Annotated in this window: 16 protein-coding genes and 1 tRNA gene; 6 read left to right on the forward strand and 11 right to left on the reverse strand. The window is 72.0% G+C overall.

Going from position 1 to position 14,347, the window contains the following annotated elements; genetic code table 11:
* Positions 1-95: 95 nt before the first annotated feature.
* Both COGEMETH_RS14940 and COGEMETH_RS14945 read right to left on the reverse strand, forming a co-directional pair.
* Positions 96-171, reverse strand: a tRNA-Ala gene (locus tag COGEMETH_RS14940).
* Between the two features lie 157 nt (positions 172-328).
* Positions 329-712 carry a TIGR02300 family protein gene (locus tag COGEMETH_RS14945; protein WP_283214996.1) on the reverse strand — a complete coding sequence of 128 codons (384 nt, stop codon included), beginning with the start codon at positions 710-712 and terminating at the stop codon, positions 329-331.
* 243 nt (positions 713-955) lie between these two features.
* Between COGEMETH_RS14945 and aroA the strand changes: the two genes are divergently transcribed.
* Together aroA and cmk are read left to right on the forward strand one after the other, a co-directional pair.
* Entirely contained in the window at positions 956-2,305 is a 1,350-nt protein-coding gene (gene aroA, locus COGEMETH_RS14950) for a 3-phosphoshikimate 1-carboxyvinyltransferase (protein WP_238183397.1), read from the forward strand.
* A gap of 5 nt (positions 2,306-2,310) precedes the next feature.
* Positions 2,311-2,973 (forward strand): (d)CMP kinase, encoded by a 663-nt coding sequence (gene cmk, locus COGEMETH_RS14955; protein ID WP_238183398.1) that lies wholly within the window; start codon positions 2,311-2,313, stop codon positions 2,971-2,973.
* A 17-nt stretch (positions 2,974-2,990) separates the two neighbouring features.
* Here cmk and moaD read toward each other — a convergent pair whose 3' ends face one another.
* The 4 genes from moaD to COGEMETH_RS14975 form a co-directional block, all read right to left on the reverse strand.
* Entirely contained in the window at positions 2,991-3,242 is a 252-nt protein-coding gene (moaD, locus tag COGEMETH_RS14960; protein WP_238183399.1) for a molybdopterin converting factor subunit 1, read from the reverse strand.
* A 26-nt stretch (positions 3,243-3,268) separates the two neighbouring features.
* Positions 3,269-3,868: a CDP-diacylglycerol--glycerol-3-phosphate 3-phosphatidyltransferase gene (pgsA, locus tag COGEMETH_RS14965; RefSeq protein WP_238183400.1), complete on the reverse strand. Its 600-nt coding sequence runs from the start codon at positions 3,866-3,868 to the stop codon at positions 3,269-3,271.
* A 61-nt stretch (positions 3,869-3,929) separates the two neighbouring features.
* A complete protein-coding gene (gene uvrC, locus COGEMETH_RS14970) occupies positions 3,930-5,966 on the reverse strand; it encodes an excinuclease ABC subunit UvrC (protein ID WP_238183401.1) in 2,037 nt (678 codons plus the stop codon).
* 240 nt (positions 5,967-6,206) lie between these two features.
* Positions 6,207-6,929, reverse strand: coding sequence for a protein phosphatase CheZ (locus COGEMETH_RS14975; RefSeq protein WP_238183402.1), 723 nt, complete (start codon positions 6,927-6,929; stop codon positions 6,207-6,209).
* A 237-nt stretch (positions 6,930-7,166) separates the two neighbouring features.
* On the opposite strand from COGEMETH_RS14975, the gene COGEMETH_RS14980 reads away from it, so the two are divergent.
* On the forward strand, positions 7,167-7,931 hold the full coding sequence (locus tag COGEMETH_RS14980; protein ID WP_238183403.1) for a L,D-transpeptidase: 765 nt from the start codon (positions 7,167-7,169) through the stop codon (positions 7,929-7,931).
* A 72-nt stretch (positions 7,932-8,003) separates the two neighbouring features.
* Here COGEMETH_RS14980 and COGEMETH_RS14985 read toward each other — a convergent pair whose 3' ends face one another.
* Positions 8,004-8,741, reverse strand: coding sequence for a DUF2076 domain-containing protein (locus COGEMETH_RS14985; protein ID WP_238183404.1), 738 nt, complete (start codon positions 8,739-8,741; stop codon positions 8,004-8,006).
* Positions 8,742-9,006: 265 nt separating this feature from the next.
* Here COGEMETH_RS14985 and COGEMETH_RS14990 point away from each other — a divergent pair, with 265 nt between their 5' ends.
* Complete coding sequence (locus COGEMETH_RS14990; protein ID WP_238183405.1) at positions 9,007-9,249, forward strand: type II toxin-antitoxin system Phd/YefM family antitoxin; 243 nt, start codon at positions 9,007-9,009, stop codon at positions 9,247-9,249.
* Complete coding sequence (locus COGEMETH_RS14995; protein ID WP_238183406.1) at positions 9,249-9,671, forward strand: type II toxin-antitoxin system VapC family toxin; 423 nt, start codon at positions 9,249-9,251, stop codon at positions 9,669-9,671. Before COGEMETH_RS14990 ends, COGEMETH_RS14995 begins: the two co-directional genes overlap by 1 nt.
* Positions 9,672-9,798: 127 nt before the next feature.
* Here the strand turns inward: COGEMETH_RS14995 and COGEMETH_RS15000 are convergent, their stop codons facing one another.
* Positions 9,799-10,674 (reverse strand): outer membrane protein, encoded by an 876-nt coding sequence (locus COGEMETH_RS15000; RefSeq protein ID WP_238183407.1) that lies wholly within the window; start codon positions 10,672-10,674, stop codon positions 9,799-9,801.
* Between the two features lie 272 nt (positions 10,675-10,946).
* Positions 10,947-11,717 (reverse strand): peptidoglycan editing factor PgeF, encoded by a 771-nt coding sequence (gene pgeF, locus COGEMETH_RS15005; RefSeq protein ID WP_238183408.1) that lies wholly within the window; start codon positions 11,715-11,717, stop codon positions 10,947-10,949.
* A 153-nt stretch (positions 11,718-11,870) separates the two neighbouring features.
* Here pgeF and COGEMETH_RS15010 point away from each other — a divergent pair, with 153 nt between their 5' ends.
* Positions 11,871-12,059 carry a hypothetical protein gene (locus tag COGEMETH_RS15010; RefSeq protein ID WP_238183409.1) on the forward strand — a complete coding sequence of 63 codons (189 nt, stop codon included), beginning with the start codon at positions 11,871-11,873 and terminating at the stop codon, positions 12,057-12,059.
* 6 nt (positions 12,060-12,065) lie between these two features.
* On the opposite strand, the gene COGEMETH_RS15015 is transcribed toward COGEMETH_RS15010, so the two are convergent.
* A complete protein-coding gene (locus COGEMETH_RS15015) occupies positions 12,066-13,181 on the reverse strand; it encodes a class I SAM-dependent methyltransferase (protein ID WP_238183410.1) in 1,116 nt (371 codons plus the stop codon).
* Entirely contained in the window at positions 13,178-14,068 is an 891-nt protein-coding gene (gene lgt / locus COGEMETH_RS15020; protein WP_238183411.1) for a prolipoprotein diacylglyceryl transferase, read from the reverse strand. The genes COGEMETH_RS15015 and lgt overlap by 4 nt, the downstream gene beginning before the upstream one ends.
* Positions 14,069-14,347 lie beyond the last annotated feature (279 nt).

Raw genomic sequence — 14,347 nt, forward strand, 5'->3', positions numbered from 1 at the left:
GCGGAGCAGGAAGCGTGCCCGGACGATCGGCCACCGCCATAGCGGTTGGCGGCGGGCCCGTCCATGTCGGTCGGTGGAAGGGTCGAAGGGGAGGATGGTGGAGCCTAACGGGATCGAACCGATGACCTCTTCCATGCCATGGAAGCGCTCTCCCAGCTGAGCTAAGGCCCCACTCTCATCCGCCGCGGGTCTGGAACACCGCGGTGGTCGCTCTCGCCGGAGGTCGGTGACGCCCGGCGAGGGCGGTTCTATAGGCGGGCCTTTGCCCGGACTCAACCCCCTTTTTCGAGCGCCGGGCCATTTTCGGGCCGGCGGCGTCGTCTGGGGCTCAGGTCTCCTCGTCGTTCTCGATGTCGCCGTCGATCAGGTCCGCCACGTCGTCGTCGCCGGCATCCTCCTCCTCGAGGAAGGTGTCGTCGTCGGTGGCATCCGCGTCGTCGCTGCTGTCGTCGTCGGGCGTGGTGTCCGCCTGGTCCTCCTCGGCCTCGACCTCATCGAGGGAGACCATCTCCGGGCCGGCCTTGTCCTCGGGCTCGTCCTCTTCCTCCTTCGGCGCGCTGCGGGCGACGACGGGGGCGGCGATGCGGCTCGATGCGGTCTGCTGGAACACCGTTCCGCATTTCGGGCAGACGGCCGGGTCGCGGGCCAGGTCGTAAAACTTCGCGCCGCAGCTCATGCACTGACGCTTCAAGCCAAGTTCAGGTCTGGCCACGGGCGAAAACCTCGTCACATCGCTGTCTGGGGGAGGCGCCCCGTTAGTCGGGGCGGGCGCGACTGTCAAATGCCGGTTCCGCTTCGTATCCCCCTGAGGCCGCCCCGGTTTCGGCGCCGGTCCGGCCGGGCGCGGGCGAGGCCGGATGCGAGGCCGGATGACGGAGCGCGGCGCGCGTGCTAACCGGCGGCCCGTTCCAATCGAGGCTGCCCGCGCCCGACGGCTCCAGAGGCAAGTACGCCCGTGTCCCACGATTCAGCGCCCCAGCCCCTCACCGCCGGCCCCGGCGCGCCCTTGCGCGGGTCCCTGCGGCCCCCCGGCGACAAGTCGATCTCCCACCGGGCGATGATCCTCGGGCTGCTCTCCATCGGGGAGACGCGGGTCGAGGGCCTGCTGGAGGGCGACGACGTGCTGCGCACGGCGGCCGCGGCGCGCGCGCTGGGCGCCGGGATGGAGCGGGTGGGCGAGGGGCGCTGGCTGGTGCGCGGCGTCGGCATCGGCGGCCTCGGCGACCCGGCCGAGACCCTCGACTTCGGCAACGCGGGCACCGGCTCCCGTCTGATGATGGGCGTGGTCGGCGGCCAGCCCGTCACCGCGACCTTCGATGGGGATTCCAGCCTGCGCAGCCGCCCGATGCGCCGCATCCTCGACCCCCTGACGCGGATGGGCACGCAGGTCCTGTCCGAGGCCGAGGGCGGGCGCGTGCCCCTGACCCTGCGGGGCCCGCGGGAGGCGATCCCGATCACCTACGAGACGCCCGCGGCCTCGGCGCAGATCAAGTCGGCGGTGCTGCTGGCCGGCCTCAACGCCCCGGGCACCACCACGGTGATCGAGGCGGCCGCGACCCGCGACCACACCGAGCGGATGCTGCGCCTGTTCGGGGCCGAGGTCACGGTCACGCGCCACGGCCCGGAGGGCCATGGCCGCAGCGTCGCGCTCACCGGCCAGCCGACCCTGCGCGGCACCGACGTGGTGGTGCCGGCCGATCCGTCGTCCGCCGCCTTCCCCCTGGTCGCGGCGCTGATCGTGCCGGGCTCGGAGGTGACGATCGAAGGGGTGATGATGAACCCCCTGCGCACGGGCCTCATCACCACCCTGATCGAGATGGGCGCCGAGATCGAGCGCCTGCGCGAGCGCGAGGAGGGCGGCGAGACGGTGGCGGACCTGCGGGTGCGCGCCAGCCGCCTCAGGGGCGTCGTCGTGCCGGCCGAGCGGGCGCCGGCGATGATCGACGAGTACCCGGTGCTGGCCGTCGCCGCGGCGTTCGCCGAGGGCACCACCCGGATGCAGGGCCTGCACGAGCTGCGGGTCAAGGAATCGGACCGCCTCGCCGCGGTCGCGGCCGGGCTCAAGGCCAACGGCGTCGCCCACCTCGTGGAGGGCGACGACCTCATCGTCCACGGGGACGGCACGGCGCCTGCCGGCGGCGGCACGGTGGCGACCCATCTCGACCACCGCATCGCCATGGCCTTCCTGGTGATGGGGCTGGCCGCCCGCGCGCCCGTCACCGTCGACGACGGCGCGATGATCGCCACGAGCTTCCCGAGCTTCCTGCCGACGATGCGGGCGCTCGGCGGCGGCATCGCGGACTGAGGCGCATGTCCATGCCTTTGCCCATGCCTTTGCCCACGACCATGGTCATCGCCATCGACGGGCCGGCCGCCTCTGGCAAGGGGACGCTCGCCAAGCGCCTCGCCCAGCATTACGGCCTGCCCCACCTCGACACGGGGCTGCTCTACCGCGCCGTGGCCCTCACCCTGATCGACGCGGGCGCCTCCCTCGACGACGAGGACGCCGCCGCCCGCGCCGCCGCCCGGCTGATCGCCGACCGCCTCGCCGACCCGCGCCTGCGCGAGCGGGCGATGGGGGAGGCGGCCTCGCGCATCTCGGCGGTGCCGGCGGTGCGCACGGCCCTGCTCGCCTGGCAGCAGCGCTTCGCCGGCACGGCGGCGGGCGCCGTCCTCGACGGGCGCGACATCGGCACCGTGGTCTGCCCGGACGCGCGGGTGAAGCTGTACATCACGGCCACCGCCCAGGAGCGCGCGCGCCGCCGCCACCGGGAACTCGGCGCGCGCGGCGAGGACACGACGCTCGCCGACATCCTCGCCGACATCGAGGCCCGCGACGCCCGCGACGCCTCCCGCGCCACCGCCCCCCTCAAGGCCGCGGCCGACGCGGTGGTGCTCGACACCACCGACCTCGACCCGGACGAGGCCTTCTCCGCCGCGCGCGCCGTGATCGACCGCGCCCGGACGCAGTAGGGCGGCCTGCGAAGACCCTACCCCCCGGTCATCGGCGGGAAGAACGCGATCTCGGCCGCGCCTGCGATCGGCGCGTCCGGCTTGGCGTGGACCCGGTCGATCGCGGCGCGGACCACGCCGGCATTCTCGAAGGCGTAGGCGTATTCCTCCCCCCGGCCCTTCAGCCAGCCGATCAGGTCGGCGACGGTCGCGACCTCGGCCGGCGGCGTCACGGTCTCCTCCGGGCGGCCGATCCGCTCGCGCACCCAGGCGAAATAGACGAGCTTCATCGGACCCCTGCCTTCCGTAGACACCCTCAGCGGGGATCGTCGATGACGTGCCTGATCCCGGCCCGCATGTAGTCCCAGCCGGTCCAGAGCGTCAGGCCGGCGGCGAGCCAGAGCAGGCCGATGCCGATGCGCAACGTGCCGGGCAGGATCGTCTCGCCGGCAGGTCCCGCCACCAGGAAGCCCAGGGCCACGAGCTGCACCGTGGTCTTCCACTTGGCGATCCGGCTCACCGGCACGCCGACCTTCAGCTCGGCGAGGTACTCGCGCAGGCCCGAGACCAGGATCTCGCGGCACAGGATCACGATCGCCGCCCAGACGGCGGTGCCGAGGATGGTGCGGTCGGCCACCAGCATCAGCAGGCAGGCGGCCACCAGCAGCTTGTCGGCGATCGGGTCGAGCATCCGGCCGAGCGCCGAGCTCTGCGCCCAGGTCCGCGCCACGTAGCCGTCGAGGTAGTCGGTGATCGCGGCGGCCACGAACACGGCCAGCGCCGTGAACCGGGCCGGGATCGAGTCGGGCCAGAACAGCAGGCCGACCATGACCGGGACGGCGACGAGGCGCCCGTAGGTGAGACAGTTCGCGAGCGTCCAGGCCTGCGACCGGCGTCGGGGGAGGACGGCGTTCATCGGGGGGGTGAAATCAGAGGATGCCTCCACCGTCAACGGGTCGCGTTCGCGGGCCACCCCCTCAGGCCCCGGCATGGAAGAAGTCGTAGACCGCCCGCGCGGTCGCCACGTTGACGCCGGGCGTCCGGGCGAGGTCCTCGAAGGCCGCCCCCTGGATCGCCTTCACGGTGCCGAAATGGTGCAGGAGGGCGCGCTTGCGGGTCGGGCCGATGCCGGCGATCTCGTCCAGGGGGTTGCGCACCATCTCGCGCTTGCGCCTGGCCCGGTGGCTGCCGATGGCGAAGCGGTGGGCCTCGTCGCGCAGGCGCTGGACGAAGTACAGGGTCGGGTCGCGCGGGGGCAGCTTGAAGGCCGGCCGGCCGGGCACGAAGAAGGTCTCGCGCCCCGCGTCCCGGTCTCGGCCCTTGGCGATGCCGATCAGGGCCACGCCCGCGACGCCGACCTCGGCCAGGGCCGCGCGGGCGGCGTCGAGCTGGCCCTTGCCGCCGTCGATCAGCACGAGGTCGGGCCAAGCGGGGAACGCCTCGGACTCGGCCGGGTCCGGCGGCGTACCGCCCTCGGCCCGTGCCGCCTCCGCCTCCGGCGGGGTGCGCGGCGCCTCCTTGACCAAGCGCTTGAAGCGGCGCTGGAGCACCTCGCGCATCATCCCGTAATCGTCGCCCGGCGTCAGCTCCTCGGACTTGATGTTGAAGGTGCGGTAATGCGTCTTCATGAAGCCGGTGGGCCCGGCCACGATCATGCCGCCGACCGCGTTAGTGCCCATGATATGCGAGTTGTCGTAGACCTCGATCCGCCGCGGCGTGCCCTCCAGGCCGAACGCCTGCCCCAGCGCCACGAGCAGCTTGCCCTGCGAGGCGGTGTCGGCCAGCCGCCGGCCCAGGGCCTCCTTGGCGTTGCGCTGGGCGTACTCGACCAGGGCCTTGCGCTCGCCGCGCCGCGGCTGGTGGACCTCGACCCGGTACGGCACCCGGCTCGACAGGGCCGCGGCCACGAGTTCGGAATCCTCCACCGCGTGGCTCGTCAGCACGGTCCGGGGGGCCGGCTTGTCGTCGTAGAACTGGCCGATGAACGAGCCCAGCACCTCGTCCGGCGTCATGCTGCGGTCGGCCTTGGGGAAGTAGGCCCGGTTGCCCCAGTTCTGGAAGTTGCGGAAGAAGAACACCTCGATGCAGAACTGCCCGGCCTGCTCGTCGAGGGCGAACACGTCGGCCTCCTCGACCCCTTGCGTGTTGACGCCCTGCACGCCCTGGATCGCCGAGAGCGCGCTGATCCGGTCCCGGAAGCGGGCGGCCCGCTCGAACTCCAACGCCTCGGACGCCGCCTGCATCTCGGCACGCATCCGGTCCTTCACCGCGTTGGACTTGCCGGCCAGGAAATTCTTGGCCGCGTCGGCCATGCCGGCGTAGTCGGCGAGCGCGATCTCGCCGGTGCAGGGGCCGGAGCAGCGCTTGATCTGGAACAGCAGGCAGGGCCGGGTGCGGTTCTCGTAGTAGCTGTCGGTGCAGGTGCGCAGCAGGAAGGCGCGCTGGAGCGCGTTGACCGTGCGGTTGACCGCCCAGACGCTGGCGAAGGGCCCGTAATAGCTGCCCTTGCGGCGGCGCGCGCCCCGGTGCTTGACGATCTGCGGCGCCGGCCCGTCCTCGGTGACGAGGATGTAGGGGAACGACTTGTCGTCCCGCATCAGGACGTTGAAGCGGGGCTTCAACTGCTTGATGAGGTTGGCCTCCAGCAGCAGCGCCTCGGTCTCGGTCGCGGTGGTGACGAACTCCATCGCCGCCGTCTGCGAGATCATCCGGGCGATGCGGTTGGAATGGGCCTGTCCGCGGGCGTAGGAGCCCACCCGCGCCTTCAGGTTCTTGGCCTTGCCGACGTAGAGCACGTCGCCCTTGGCATCGAACATCCGGTAGACGCCGGGCGAGCCGGGAAGCGTGCTCCAGAACCGCCGGATCACCTCCGTGCCGGCCTGGACCGCGCCGGGTTCGAAATCGAAGTCGATCTCGGGGGCGAGGTCCCCGGCCTCGTCCAGGGCCGGGCTCTCGGACGGGTCCTCGTCGTCGAAGGCGTCTTCGGGGATGTCTGACGGGGCTCTCCGGGGCATGCGCTGATCTAGGCGCCCCGGAATCCCGTGGGAAGGGGCCCGCAGGGCAATCGCTCGAAGCCGCTTCTGCGGCTTCAGGGCGCGAAGAGCGCCCCGCGGAGTGAGTTTTCCGGGATGCCGATCCTGGAAAACACGGAGCGAAGGATCAGCCTGAGCCCGCGGAGGCGGGCGCCGGCGACTGAGGCCGAGGCAAGAATCAGGGCAAGCGCTTTCAAGCGATTGCCCTGAAAGGGGCGCGGCTCAGTCGAAGAGCGCGTCGATGTCGCCCTGGTCGACATGGCCCGCCTCGTCGTCGAGCTTCGGGCCGTTGAGGAGCGAGCGCTCGTCGTCCGGATCGATGCCGGCCGGGCCGGGGACCAGATCGCGAAAGCTCTCCAGCCCGCCCCAGGCCTCGATCATCCGGTCGAGGTGGTCCTCGACGAACTTCATCACGCCGACGATCTTGTTGATGCGCTGGCCGGTCAGGTCCTGGAAGTTGCAGGCTTCGTAGGCGACCACGACCCGCTCCAGGATGGCGTCGACGTTGTCCTGGGCGCCCTTCGAGAGGTGGACCGCCCGCAGGATGTTGGCGTTCGCCTCGATCTCCTCGACGGCGGTCAGCAGGGTCGAGGTGGCCCGCTCCGTGGAATCGACCACCGCGTCCAGTTCGTCGGCGGCCCGGCGCATGCCCTTGCCGTTGTTCTCGGAGCGGTGGAGGGCGGCGATCTCCTCCTTGGTGCGGGTGATCGCCTCCTTCATCACGTCGAGTTCGGTGCGCATGGCGAAGGCTTCGCTCAGCTCGCGCCGGCAGGCCTCGATGGTCTCGCCCGCGCTCGCCTGCGTGATCCGCCGGAGGTCCTGGATGGCCGACAGGATCTCGTCGAGGCGGGGGTTGGCCGCCGTGGAGCCCTCGGGGGACGCCTCGGCGATCGCGGCCGGGGCCAATCCGAGGCTGTCTTCGATGCGATAGCGTTTTTGTGTCATCGGTTCGTCGGCAGCCTTCGAGGTCCGTGGAAGCTTGCCGACAAGTGGTTTCCAGTTCTTCAACGCCGGTCCGGCCGCGTGACGATTTACTGACGATTCAGCCTGATGCGGGATCACCGGGGTGTGCGGCCCTGCGGCGTGAACGATTCACCACGTTCCTTCACCCGATTCGCGCCGGTCCGGCCGGACCTTCCCCGCATGCGGGCCGGTCTCGGCCGCGATGCGGGAGCGTGGACGATGGGTGTGCGGGTGTGTGTGGCGGGACTGCTTGCGGTCGCCACTTGGGGCGGCGCGGCGCAGGCGCAGGGGCGCTATGCCGAGCCCGGGTCCTATGGCGGCGGCCTGATCGAGTACCTCGTCAACGGCAGCGCCGGCGCCCCGCCGGCGGCGCGCGGCTCCTACGCCCCCCGGCGCGAGGCCTACGGCTACGGTGCGCCCCGGGCGCCGATGCAGTCGGGCGACCCGATCGCCGGCTACGGCACTGCCGGGCCGGACCGCTACGCCAGCCTGCCCCAGGCCTCGGAACCGCCGGAGACGGGCCGGATCGCCCGCAGCCTCGATCCGCAATACGCCCGCCAGGAAGTCGAGTTCTCGGGCTCGCAGCGGCCCGGCACGATCGTGATCGATACCCCGAGCAAGTACCTCTATCTCGTGCAGCCGGGCCGCCGGGCGATCCGCTACGGCATCGGCGTCGGCCGGCCGGGCTTTGCCTGGTCGGGCCTGAAGAGCGTCAGCCGCAAGGCGGAGTGGCCGGACTGGACGCCGCCGCCCGAGATGCTCGCCCGCCGGCCCGACCTGCCGCGGCACATGGAGGGCGGCCCCGCCAACCCGCTCGGCGCCCGCGCCCTCTATCTCGGCTCGTCCCTCTACCGCATCCACGGCACCAACGAGCCGCACACGATCGGCCAGTCGGTCTCCTCGGGCTGCATCCGGATGATGAACGAGGACGTGATCGACCTCTACGAGCGCACCCCCGTGGGCACCCGCGTCGAGGTGATGTGACGGCCAGGACGTGAGAAGGCCCGGCGCCTCCGCGGCGCCGGGCCTCCTTGTTCGTCGTCCGAGCCTTCGGGGTCAGGCCCAGTCGCTGTCGTCCCCGCCGGCGACGTCGCCGCCGAAATCATCGCCGCCGCCCGCGTCGTTGTCGAACGTGGCGTCCTGGAAGTCGTTGCCGCCGCCGAGCGGGGCTCCGAAATCCTGGGTCGCGCTGGCATTGTCCGATCCCCCGAGCCCGGCCGCAGCCGCGCTGCCGAGATGCGAGTGGCCGCCGGCGAAGGCGTTCGACAGGGCGCTGCCGAGCAGCATGCCGCCGGCCGCGCCCGCCGCCATCGGAAGCGCGGTGGCCATGAACCCGCCGCCGCGGGCCGGCGCCTGCTGGCCGGCCCAGGGACCGCCCTGCTGCGGGCCGCCCTGCTGGGGATAGCCTTGCTGCGGATAGCCGGGCTGCTGCGGGTAGCCCTGCTGCGGGCCGCCCTGGTTGCCCCAGGCGCCGCCGGGGCGCTGCTGGGGCGCGTAGCCCTGCGGCTGCGGCTCCGGACGCTGGGAACCGCCGCCGAAGATGCTCGACAGGAACCCGCCGCCCCCCTGCGGCTGCGCCTGCTGCTGCCGGCGCGCCTCCTCCAACTGCTGGTTGAGGCTCTTGATCGCCTCCTCCTGCACGTAGATGAGCTGGGCCATGGCGTAGGGGGCGTAGGGCTGGGTCCGCAGCTTCTCGGCGATGAAGCGCTCGGCATCCGCGTCGCGGGGCTGGCTCGAGGCCTGCTCCAGACGCTGGAAGATGCCGGAGATGACGTCGCGTTCTTCGCTGTTCATGGAGTCGTCCTCCTCGAAATCAAATCCGCGGCCCGTCCGATGCGCCGCGTCGACGCAGGACGAGATGGGGTGGGCGCCCACGCTTTGTCAGGGGCCCGGCCGGGCCGGCGCATGAAATCTTCGCCATCACGGGCTGGTGACGGGGGAGGGGTAGGCAGAGACAGGCAGAGCCGGTGGCTCCCTGCGAGCCCCGGCTTCGACTCGCTCCGTCCGATGGAACGCCGTATATGACCCGTGAACGGGTCATGAAGGAGCGCCGCCTGCGATGAGCACCGTCAGCCTGGCCGAGGCCAAGGCACACCTGAGTGCGCTCCTCGACCGTGTCGAGGCGGGCGACACGGTCACGATCACCCGACGCGGAAGGGCGGTCGCGCGCCTGACCGGCGCGGGTGCCTCCCGCCGGGCCGTCGACCCGGCGATGCTCGAGGCGATCACCGCAGGAATGCCGGTTCAGGAGGAGGGCGCCGCCGGGTTCGTCCGCGGAATGCGCGACGACGACCGGTACTGATGCCCTATCTCGACACGTCGATCCTGGTCTGTGCCCTGACCAACGAAGCCGAGACGGCCCGGATGCAGGCTTGGCTCGGGGCGCAGGCGGCGGGCGATCTGACGATCAGCGCCTGGGTCGCGACGGAGTTATCCGCAGCCCTCTCGATCAAGGTCCGCAGGGGCGACCTTTCGCCCGAGCACCGGATTGCGGCTCTGTCCGCCTTCGCGCGCCTCTCGGCGGAGTCCTTCGTCGTCCTGCCGATTGCCGAGCGGCAGTTCCGATCGGCGGCGCATTTCGCGGATCGGTTCGATCTCGGCTTGCGCGCAGGCGATGCCCTGCACCTGGCGGTGGCCGCCGACCACGGCGTCGCCCTGGCGACGCTCGACCGCAGGCTGGCGGAGGCGGGCACCGCCCTCGGCGTCCCCGCCACTGTGCCGTAGCCTCCTGCAAGACGCTCTTCGGGCACGGACCGCACCGGAGGTGCGAAGACGAAAAAGCCCGGCCTTGCGGCCGGGCTCTCGTCGAAGGCGGTCGGCCGTGCCCTGGCGGGTGCGGCCGTCGCGGGTCCTAGTAGGTGCCGAACTTGTAGTTCAGGCCGGCGCGGACGACGGCGAACTCGGTGTCGTTGCGACGCGAGGTCGGGCCGGCCGCGAGGACGACGCCGGGGCTGCCGATGCCGACGGTGCCGAGACCGTTGGTGGCGAAGGCGCCGGTGTTGCGGTTGCCGCGGTCGAGGTTGACGTACAGGCCTTCGACCTTGAGCGTCACGGCCGAGGAGCGGAAGAAGTTCAGGAAGGAGTCGGTCGGCAGGGCGTACTCGACGCCGGCGCCGGCGGCCCAGCCGGTCTGGAAGGTGTCGCTGCTGGCGTTGGTCAGGCCGAACTCGCGCCCGCCGCCCGAACCGTAGGCGAAGCCGCCGGTGCCGTACACGAGGGTGCGGTCGAAGGCGTAGCCGAGGCGGCCGCGCACGGTGCCGAAGTAGTCGAGGCTCGAGAGGCCGCTCGGGTTGTAGACGAGGGTGCCGGGCGCGATGGCGCTGGAGGCGGCGAAGCGGTTCCGGTCACGGCCGAAGTCGACGTACTGGGCGTCGGCCTCGACGCCGATCACGAAGCCCGAGCCCGGGGTGAACTGGTAGTTGTAGCCGATCTGGCCACCGCCGACGAAGCCGTCCTGCGAGCGGCCGCCGGGGAAGGCCAGCACGCCCGAGCCGCCGTTGGCGAACACGCCGTAGGCACCGGGGACGCCGACGACCGTGGAGGAGCGGCGCTCGCTGGCGTCGAAGCCGTAGCCCGCGTTGAAGCCGGCGTAGAAGCCGGTCCAGGTGAAGACGGGGACGGGGGTGAACACCGGCGGGGGGGCGCGGCGGGGCAGGTCGGCGGCGAAGGCGGAGCCCGCGAGGGCGATTCCGGCAAGGGCGCTGGCGCCCCGGAGAAGGGATTTCATGGTCTGGTCCTCTCAAACTCTACGGGTACCGCCGTCGCCGAGGGCGGGTGGCACCGATGGGCTGGCTATACGCCTCGGGTCCCGGGGTGGCTGTTGCCTTGCAGGTACGCCGACCGCTTCGATGGCGGCCCCTTTGTGGCGATCCTGCTGTTGTTCCCATGGAACCTCGCAGGCAGAACGCGCTCCCACGGCCAAGGTTCACCCACGGCCACGCTTTTTTTCGGCGGCAAGCTCGACAGATTGTCGCAGGCACTCGCGCGACGGGAACCCGCTCACGGCGTGAGGGCGATGGCCGAGATCAGCCGGCCGTAATCGGCCTCCCCGCGATGGGTGGTGCGGCGGTAGCTGTAGAAGCGCTCCGGGTCGGCGTAGGTGCACAGGCCCAGGGCCGTCGCCTCGCCGATGCCGGCCTCCCGGAGCCGGGCCAGGATGAAGCCCGGCAGGTCGAACTGGGCGTGGTCGGCCCGCGAGCCCGCGCCGAGGAAGCGCTCCATCCCCGGCGCTTCCGCCGAGAAGCGCGCGACGAAATCCGGCCCGACCTCGTAGGAGGCCTGGCCGATGGTCGGCCCGAGCACCGCGACGATGCGCTCGCGCCGGGCGCCCAGCCGCTCCATCGCCGAGACGGTCGCCGCGATCACCCCGGTCAGCGCCCCCTTCCAGCCGGCATGGGCCGCGCCGACGACGAGCCCCTCCGGGTCGGCGAACAGGATCGGGCCGCAATCGGCCGTGGCGATGCCGAGCGCCAGGCCCGGAACCCGCGTCACCATGGCGTCGGCCTTCGGCCGTTCCGCGGCCGGGAACGGGGCTTCCACCGTCACCACCTCGGCCGAGTGCACCTGGTACAGGCTCACCAGCCGGTCCGCGGGCAGGCCGAGCTGCGCGCACATCCGGCCCCGGTTCTCGGCCACCGCCTCCGGCCGGTCGCTGGAGCCGAGGCCTCCGTTGAGGGACGCGTAGATCCCTTCCGAGACGCCGCCCGCGCGGGTGAAGAAGGCGTGGCGGATGCCGGAATGCGAGCTGAGTTCCGGCGCTTCGATGACCATGGCATGCCCTCGTGTGGGGGGACGGCGTGCGGGCTCGATAGCGCAAGCCCGGCCCGGAGACGATGCCCGATCGCCCCCGGAACCGGGGGCCCGCGATCCGCATTCCGTCTCTGCCCAGGACCGAGGCCCGGTCCATCCCGAGGAAGCACGACGATGACGCGACGGATCGACCCCGACCGCCCCATCTGGCCCTCATTGCCGGACTCCGGCGAGCACCCGGCCGGCCGCGCCGGCGAACAGGACGGGAGCCGTGAGGCCGTCCCCGCGTCCTCGTCGGGGTCGGAGGCGATCCGCGGCACCGAGGTCGCGCCCGCCGAGGGCTTCGCCTCCTTCGAGGGCTGAGCGCCCCTACACGAAGGGCGGCAGTGGTCCGAGGTCCGGATCGCTGACCGCCATGACCTTGAACAGGCCGCCCATCCCCGTCGGACCCGGATCGGTCAGGCGGGCGACGGCCGCGTCGATGGCGGTGGCCTGAGCCTCGTCCGCGCGCGCCTTGAGCCGTTCGGCGCGGGCCCCGATCCCGAGCGCTAGCAGGAAGTCGTGTTGGTCGATGGGGCCGTGAACCGCGGCGCCTTCGCCTCGCGCGGCGCGGGCGAGTGCGGAAAAGTCCACGTGCGCCGTCAGGTCGGCCTCCCCCGGCGCCTCCAGCGGATCGGCGAAGCGGTGGCCGGAGAGCGCCTGGAGCGTATCGCCGAATCCCGGCCGGACGTGCCCATAATCGATCAGCAGCAGGGCGCCCCCAGTCGCGCATAGCCGCCGTGCCAGCCCGCGCATCAGGGCGAGGCCGGCCCCCGGCACGCTCATCAGCGCGCCCATCGGCGCGTCGTCGTCGAGGCCCCGCGTCGGCTCCGGGGCGAGGCCGAAGGCGAGGCGCCCGTCCTGTCCGAGATCGTCCTGCCCGAGATTGCCCTGTCCGAGATTGCCCTGCCCGAGCCCGACCACCCGCTCGCACCAGCCGCGCTCCGTGCGCAGGAACTGGCGCACGGGCAGGCAGTCGAAGAACTCGTTGGCGATCACGATGGCCGGACCCTCCGGCAGGGTGTCGGGGGTGTCGTGCCAGATCGGGCGGGCGCCGGAGAGCACCGCCCCTTGCGTCGCCCGCAAGGCCGGGCTGGTCTCGACGAGGTGGAGGTCGAAGGCCGTTCCGGGTGCCAGCGCCCCCAGCGCCCGCAGGGCGTCGGCCATCAGGGTGCCACGGCCGGGGCCGAGTTCCACGAGGCGCAGGGCTTTCGGCGCACCCATCGCGGCCCGGACGGCCGCGATCCAGACCCCGACGAGTTCGCCGAACATCTGGCTGATCTCGGGCGCCGTGGTGAAGTCGCCCCGCGGCCCCAGGGGATCGCGGGTGCGGTAGTAGCCGTGCACCGGGTGGCCGAGGCAGAGGGCCATGTAGCGGTCGATGCCGATCGGCCCGGCCTCGCGGATGGCGTGCGCGATCTCGCGCCCGAGCGGCGTGCCGCTCACGCCCCGATCGTCCCCTCGCGCAGGGTCTCCACCGGCACCCGCGGGCGCGTCACCCCCCGGGCGGCCAGCACCACGTAGGTCAGGCCCACCAGGGCCATCGGCACGCAGAGGAGCATGCCCATGGTGATGCCGCCGCCGAGCGGCCCGAGATGGTCGCCGAACAGGTAGCCGAGCTGCCGGTCGGGCTCGCGGAAGAACTCGCAGACCGTGCGCGCGAGCGCGTAGCCGAGGACGAACAGGCCCCCGAGCAGGCCGGGCTTGCGGAAGCCGAAGCGGTGGACGGCCAGCGCCATCACGACGAAGAGCAGGACACCCTCGGTCGCCGCCTCGTAGAGTTGGCTCGGATGGCGGGGCAGGGGGCCGCCGCCGGGGAAGACCACGGCGTAGGCGAAGTCCGGCGCGACCCGGCCCCACAACTCGCCGTTCACGAAGTTGGCGATGCGCCCGAAGAACAGGCCGATCGGCACCACCACGGCCGCGATGTCCAGCAGGGTGTAGCCGTTGAGGTTCCTGGCCCAGGCGAAGACGAGCATGGCCAGGATCGCGCCGAGGAAGCCGCCGTGGAAGGACATGCCGCCGTTGCGGATCGCGAAGATCTCGGCCGGGTCGGCGAGGTACATCGGCAGGTTGTAGAACAGGACGTAGCCGATGCGCCCGCCGAGGACGACGCCGAGCGCCACCCAGACCACGAGGTCGTCCATGTCGGCCGGGCTCGGACGCCGCACCACGCCCCAGAGCCGGTCGGCCAGGACGAGGCGCCGGGCATAGTACCAGCCGCCGATCAGGCCGACGATGTAGGCGAGCGCATACCACTTGATGGTGATCGGCCCGATGGCGACGGCCACCGGGTCGATGGCCGGGAAGGGCAAGGCGAGGATCGGCGGCATCGGGGCCTCCCGTGGGACGGCGGCATTGGACGCGCGGGCTCCCGGGCGTCAACCCTCGGGCGTGCACCGCATTCCGGCCTGCCCCGCGTTTCGGCCGATACGACCTTCGACTCTCGCGTAGCGCGCACCTGGTAAAGCGAGTCACGGGCCGGGCTCATCGCCTGCCGCGATACGATGAAGCGAATGGAAGACCCGGCACGGGCGTTTCCCTCCCCCCTCTGCGGGCTATCGTATTCACGGATCGCTTTCAGGACATGTCCCGGCCCGCGTGCGGGCCTC

The sequence above is a fragment of the Methylobacterium trifolii genome (genome assembly GCF_022179685.1).
Classification (GTDB): Bacteria; Pseudomonadota; Alphaproteobacteria; order Rhizobiales; family Beijerinckiaceae; genus Methylobacterium; species Methylobacterium trifolii.

Coding starts and splice junctions, on each gene's coding strand:
- cmk (WP_238183398.1), top strand. CDS start 2,311: ATGTCCATGCCTTTGCCCATGCCTTTGCCCACGACCATGGTCATCGCC.
- moaD (WP_238183399.1), bottom strand. CDS start 3,242: ATGAAGCTCGTCTATTTCGCCTGGGTGCGCGAGCGGATCGGCCGCCCG.
- pgsA (WP_238183400.1), bottom strand. CDS start 3,868: ATGAACGCCGTCCTCCCCCGACGCCGGTCGCAGGCCTGGACGCTCGCG.
- uvrC (WP_238183401.1), bottom strand. CDS start 5,966: ATGCCCCGGAGAGCCCCGTCAGACATCCCCGAAGACGCCTTCGACGAC.
- COGEMETH_RS14975 (WP_238183402.1), bottom strand. CDS start 6,929: ATGACACAAAAACGCTATCGCATCGAAGACAGCCTCGGATTGGCCCCG.
- COGEMETH_RS14980 (WP_238183403.1), top strand. CDS start 7,167: ATGGGTGTGCGGGTGTGTGTGGCGGGACTGCTTGCGGTCGCCACTTGG.
- COGEMETH_RS14985 (WP_238183404.1), bottom strand. CDS start 8,741: ATGAACAGCGAAGAACGCGACGTCATCTCCGGCATCTTCCAGCGTCTG.
- COGEMETH_RS14990 (WP_238183405.1), top strand. CDS start 9,007: ATGAGCACCGTCAGCCTGGCCGAGGCCAAGGCACACCTGAGTGCGCTC.
- COGEMETH_RS14995 (WP_238183406.1), top strand. CDS start 9,249: ATGCCCTATCTCGACACGTCGATCCTGGTCTGTGCCCTGACCAACGAA.
- COGEMETH_RS15000 (WP_238183407.1), bottom strand. CDS start 10,674: ATGAAATCCCTTCTCCGGGGCGCCAGCGCCCTTGCCGGAATCGCCCTC.
- pgeF (WP_238183408.1), bottom strand. CDS start 11,717: ATGGTCATCGAAGCGCCGGAACTCAGCTCGCATTCCGGCATCCGCCAC.
- COGEMETH_RS15010 (WP_238183409.1), top strand. CDS start 11,871: ATGACGCGACGGATCGACCCCGACCGCCCCATCTGGCCCTCATTGCCG.
- lgt (WP_238183411.1), bottom strand. CDS start 14,068: ATGCCGCCGATCCTCGCCTTGCCCTTCCCGGCCATCGACCCGGTGGCC.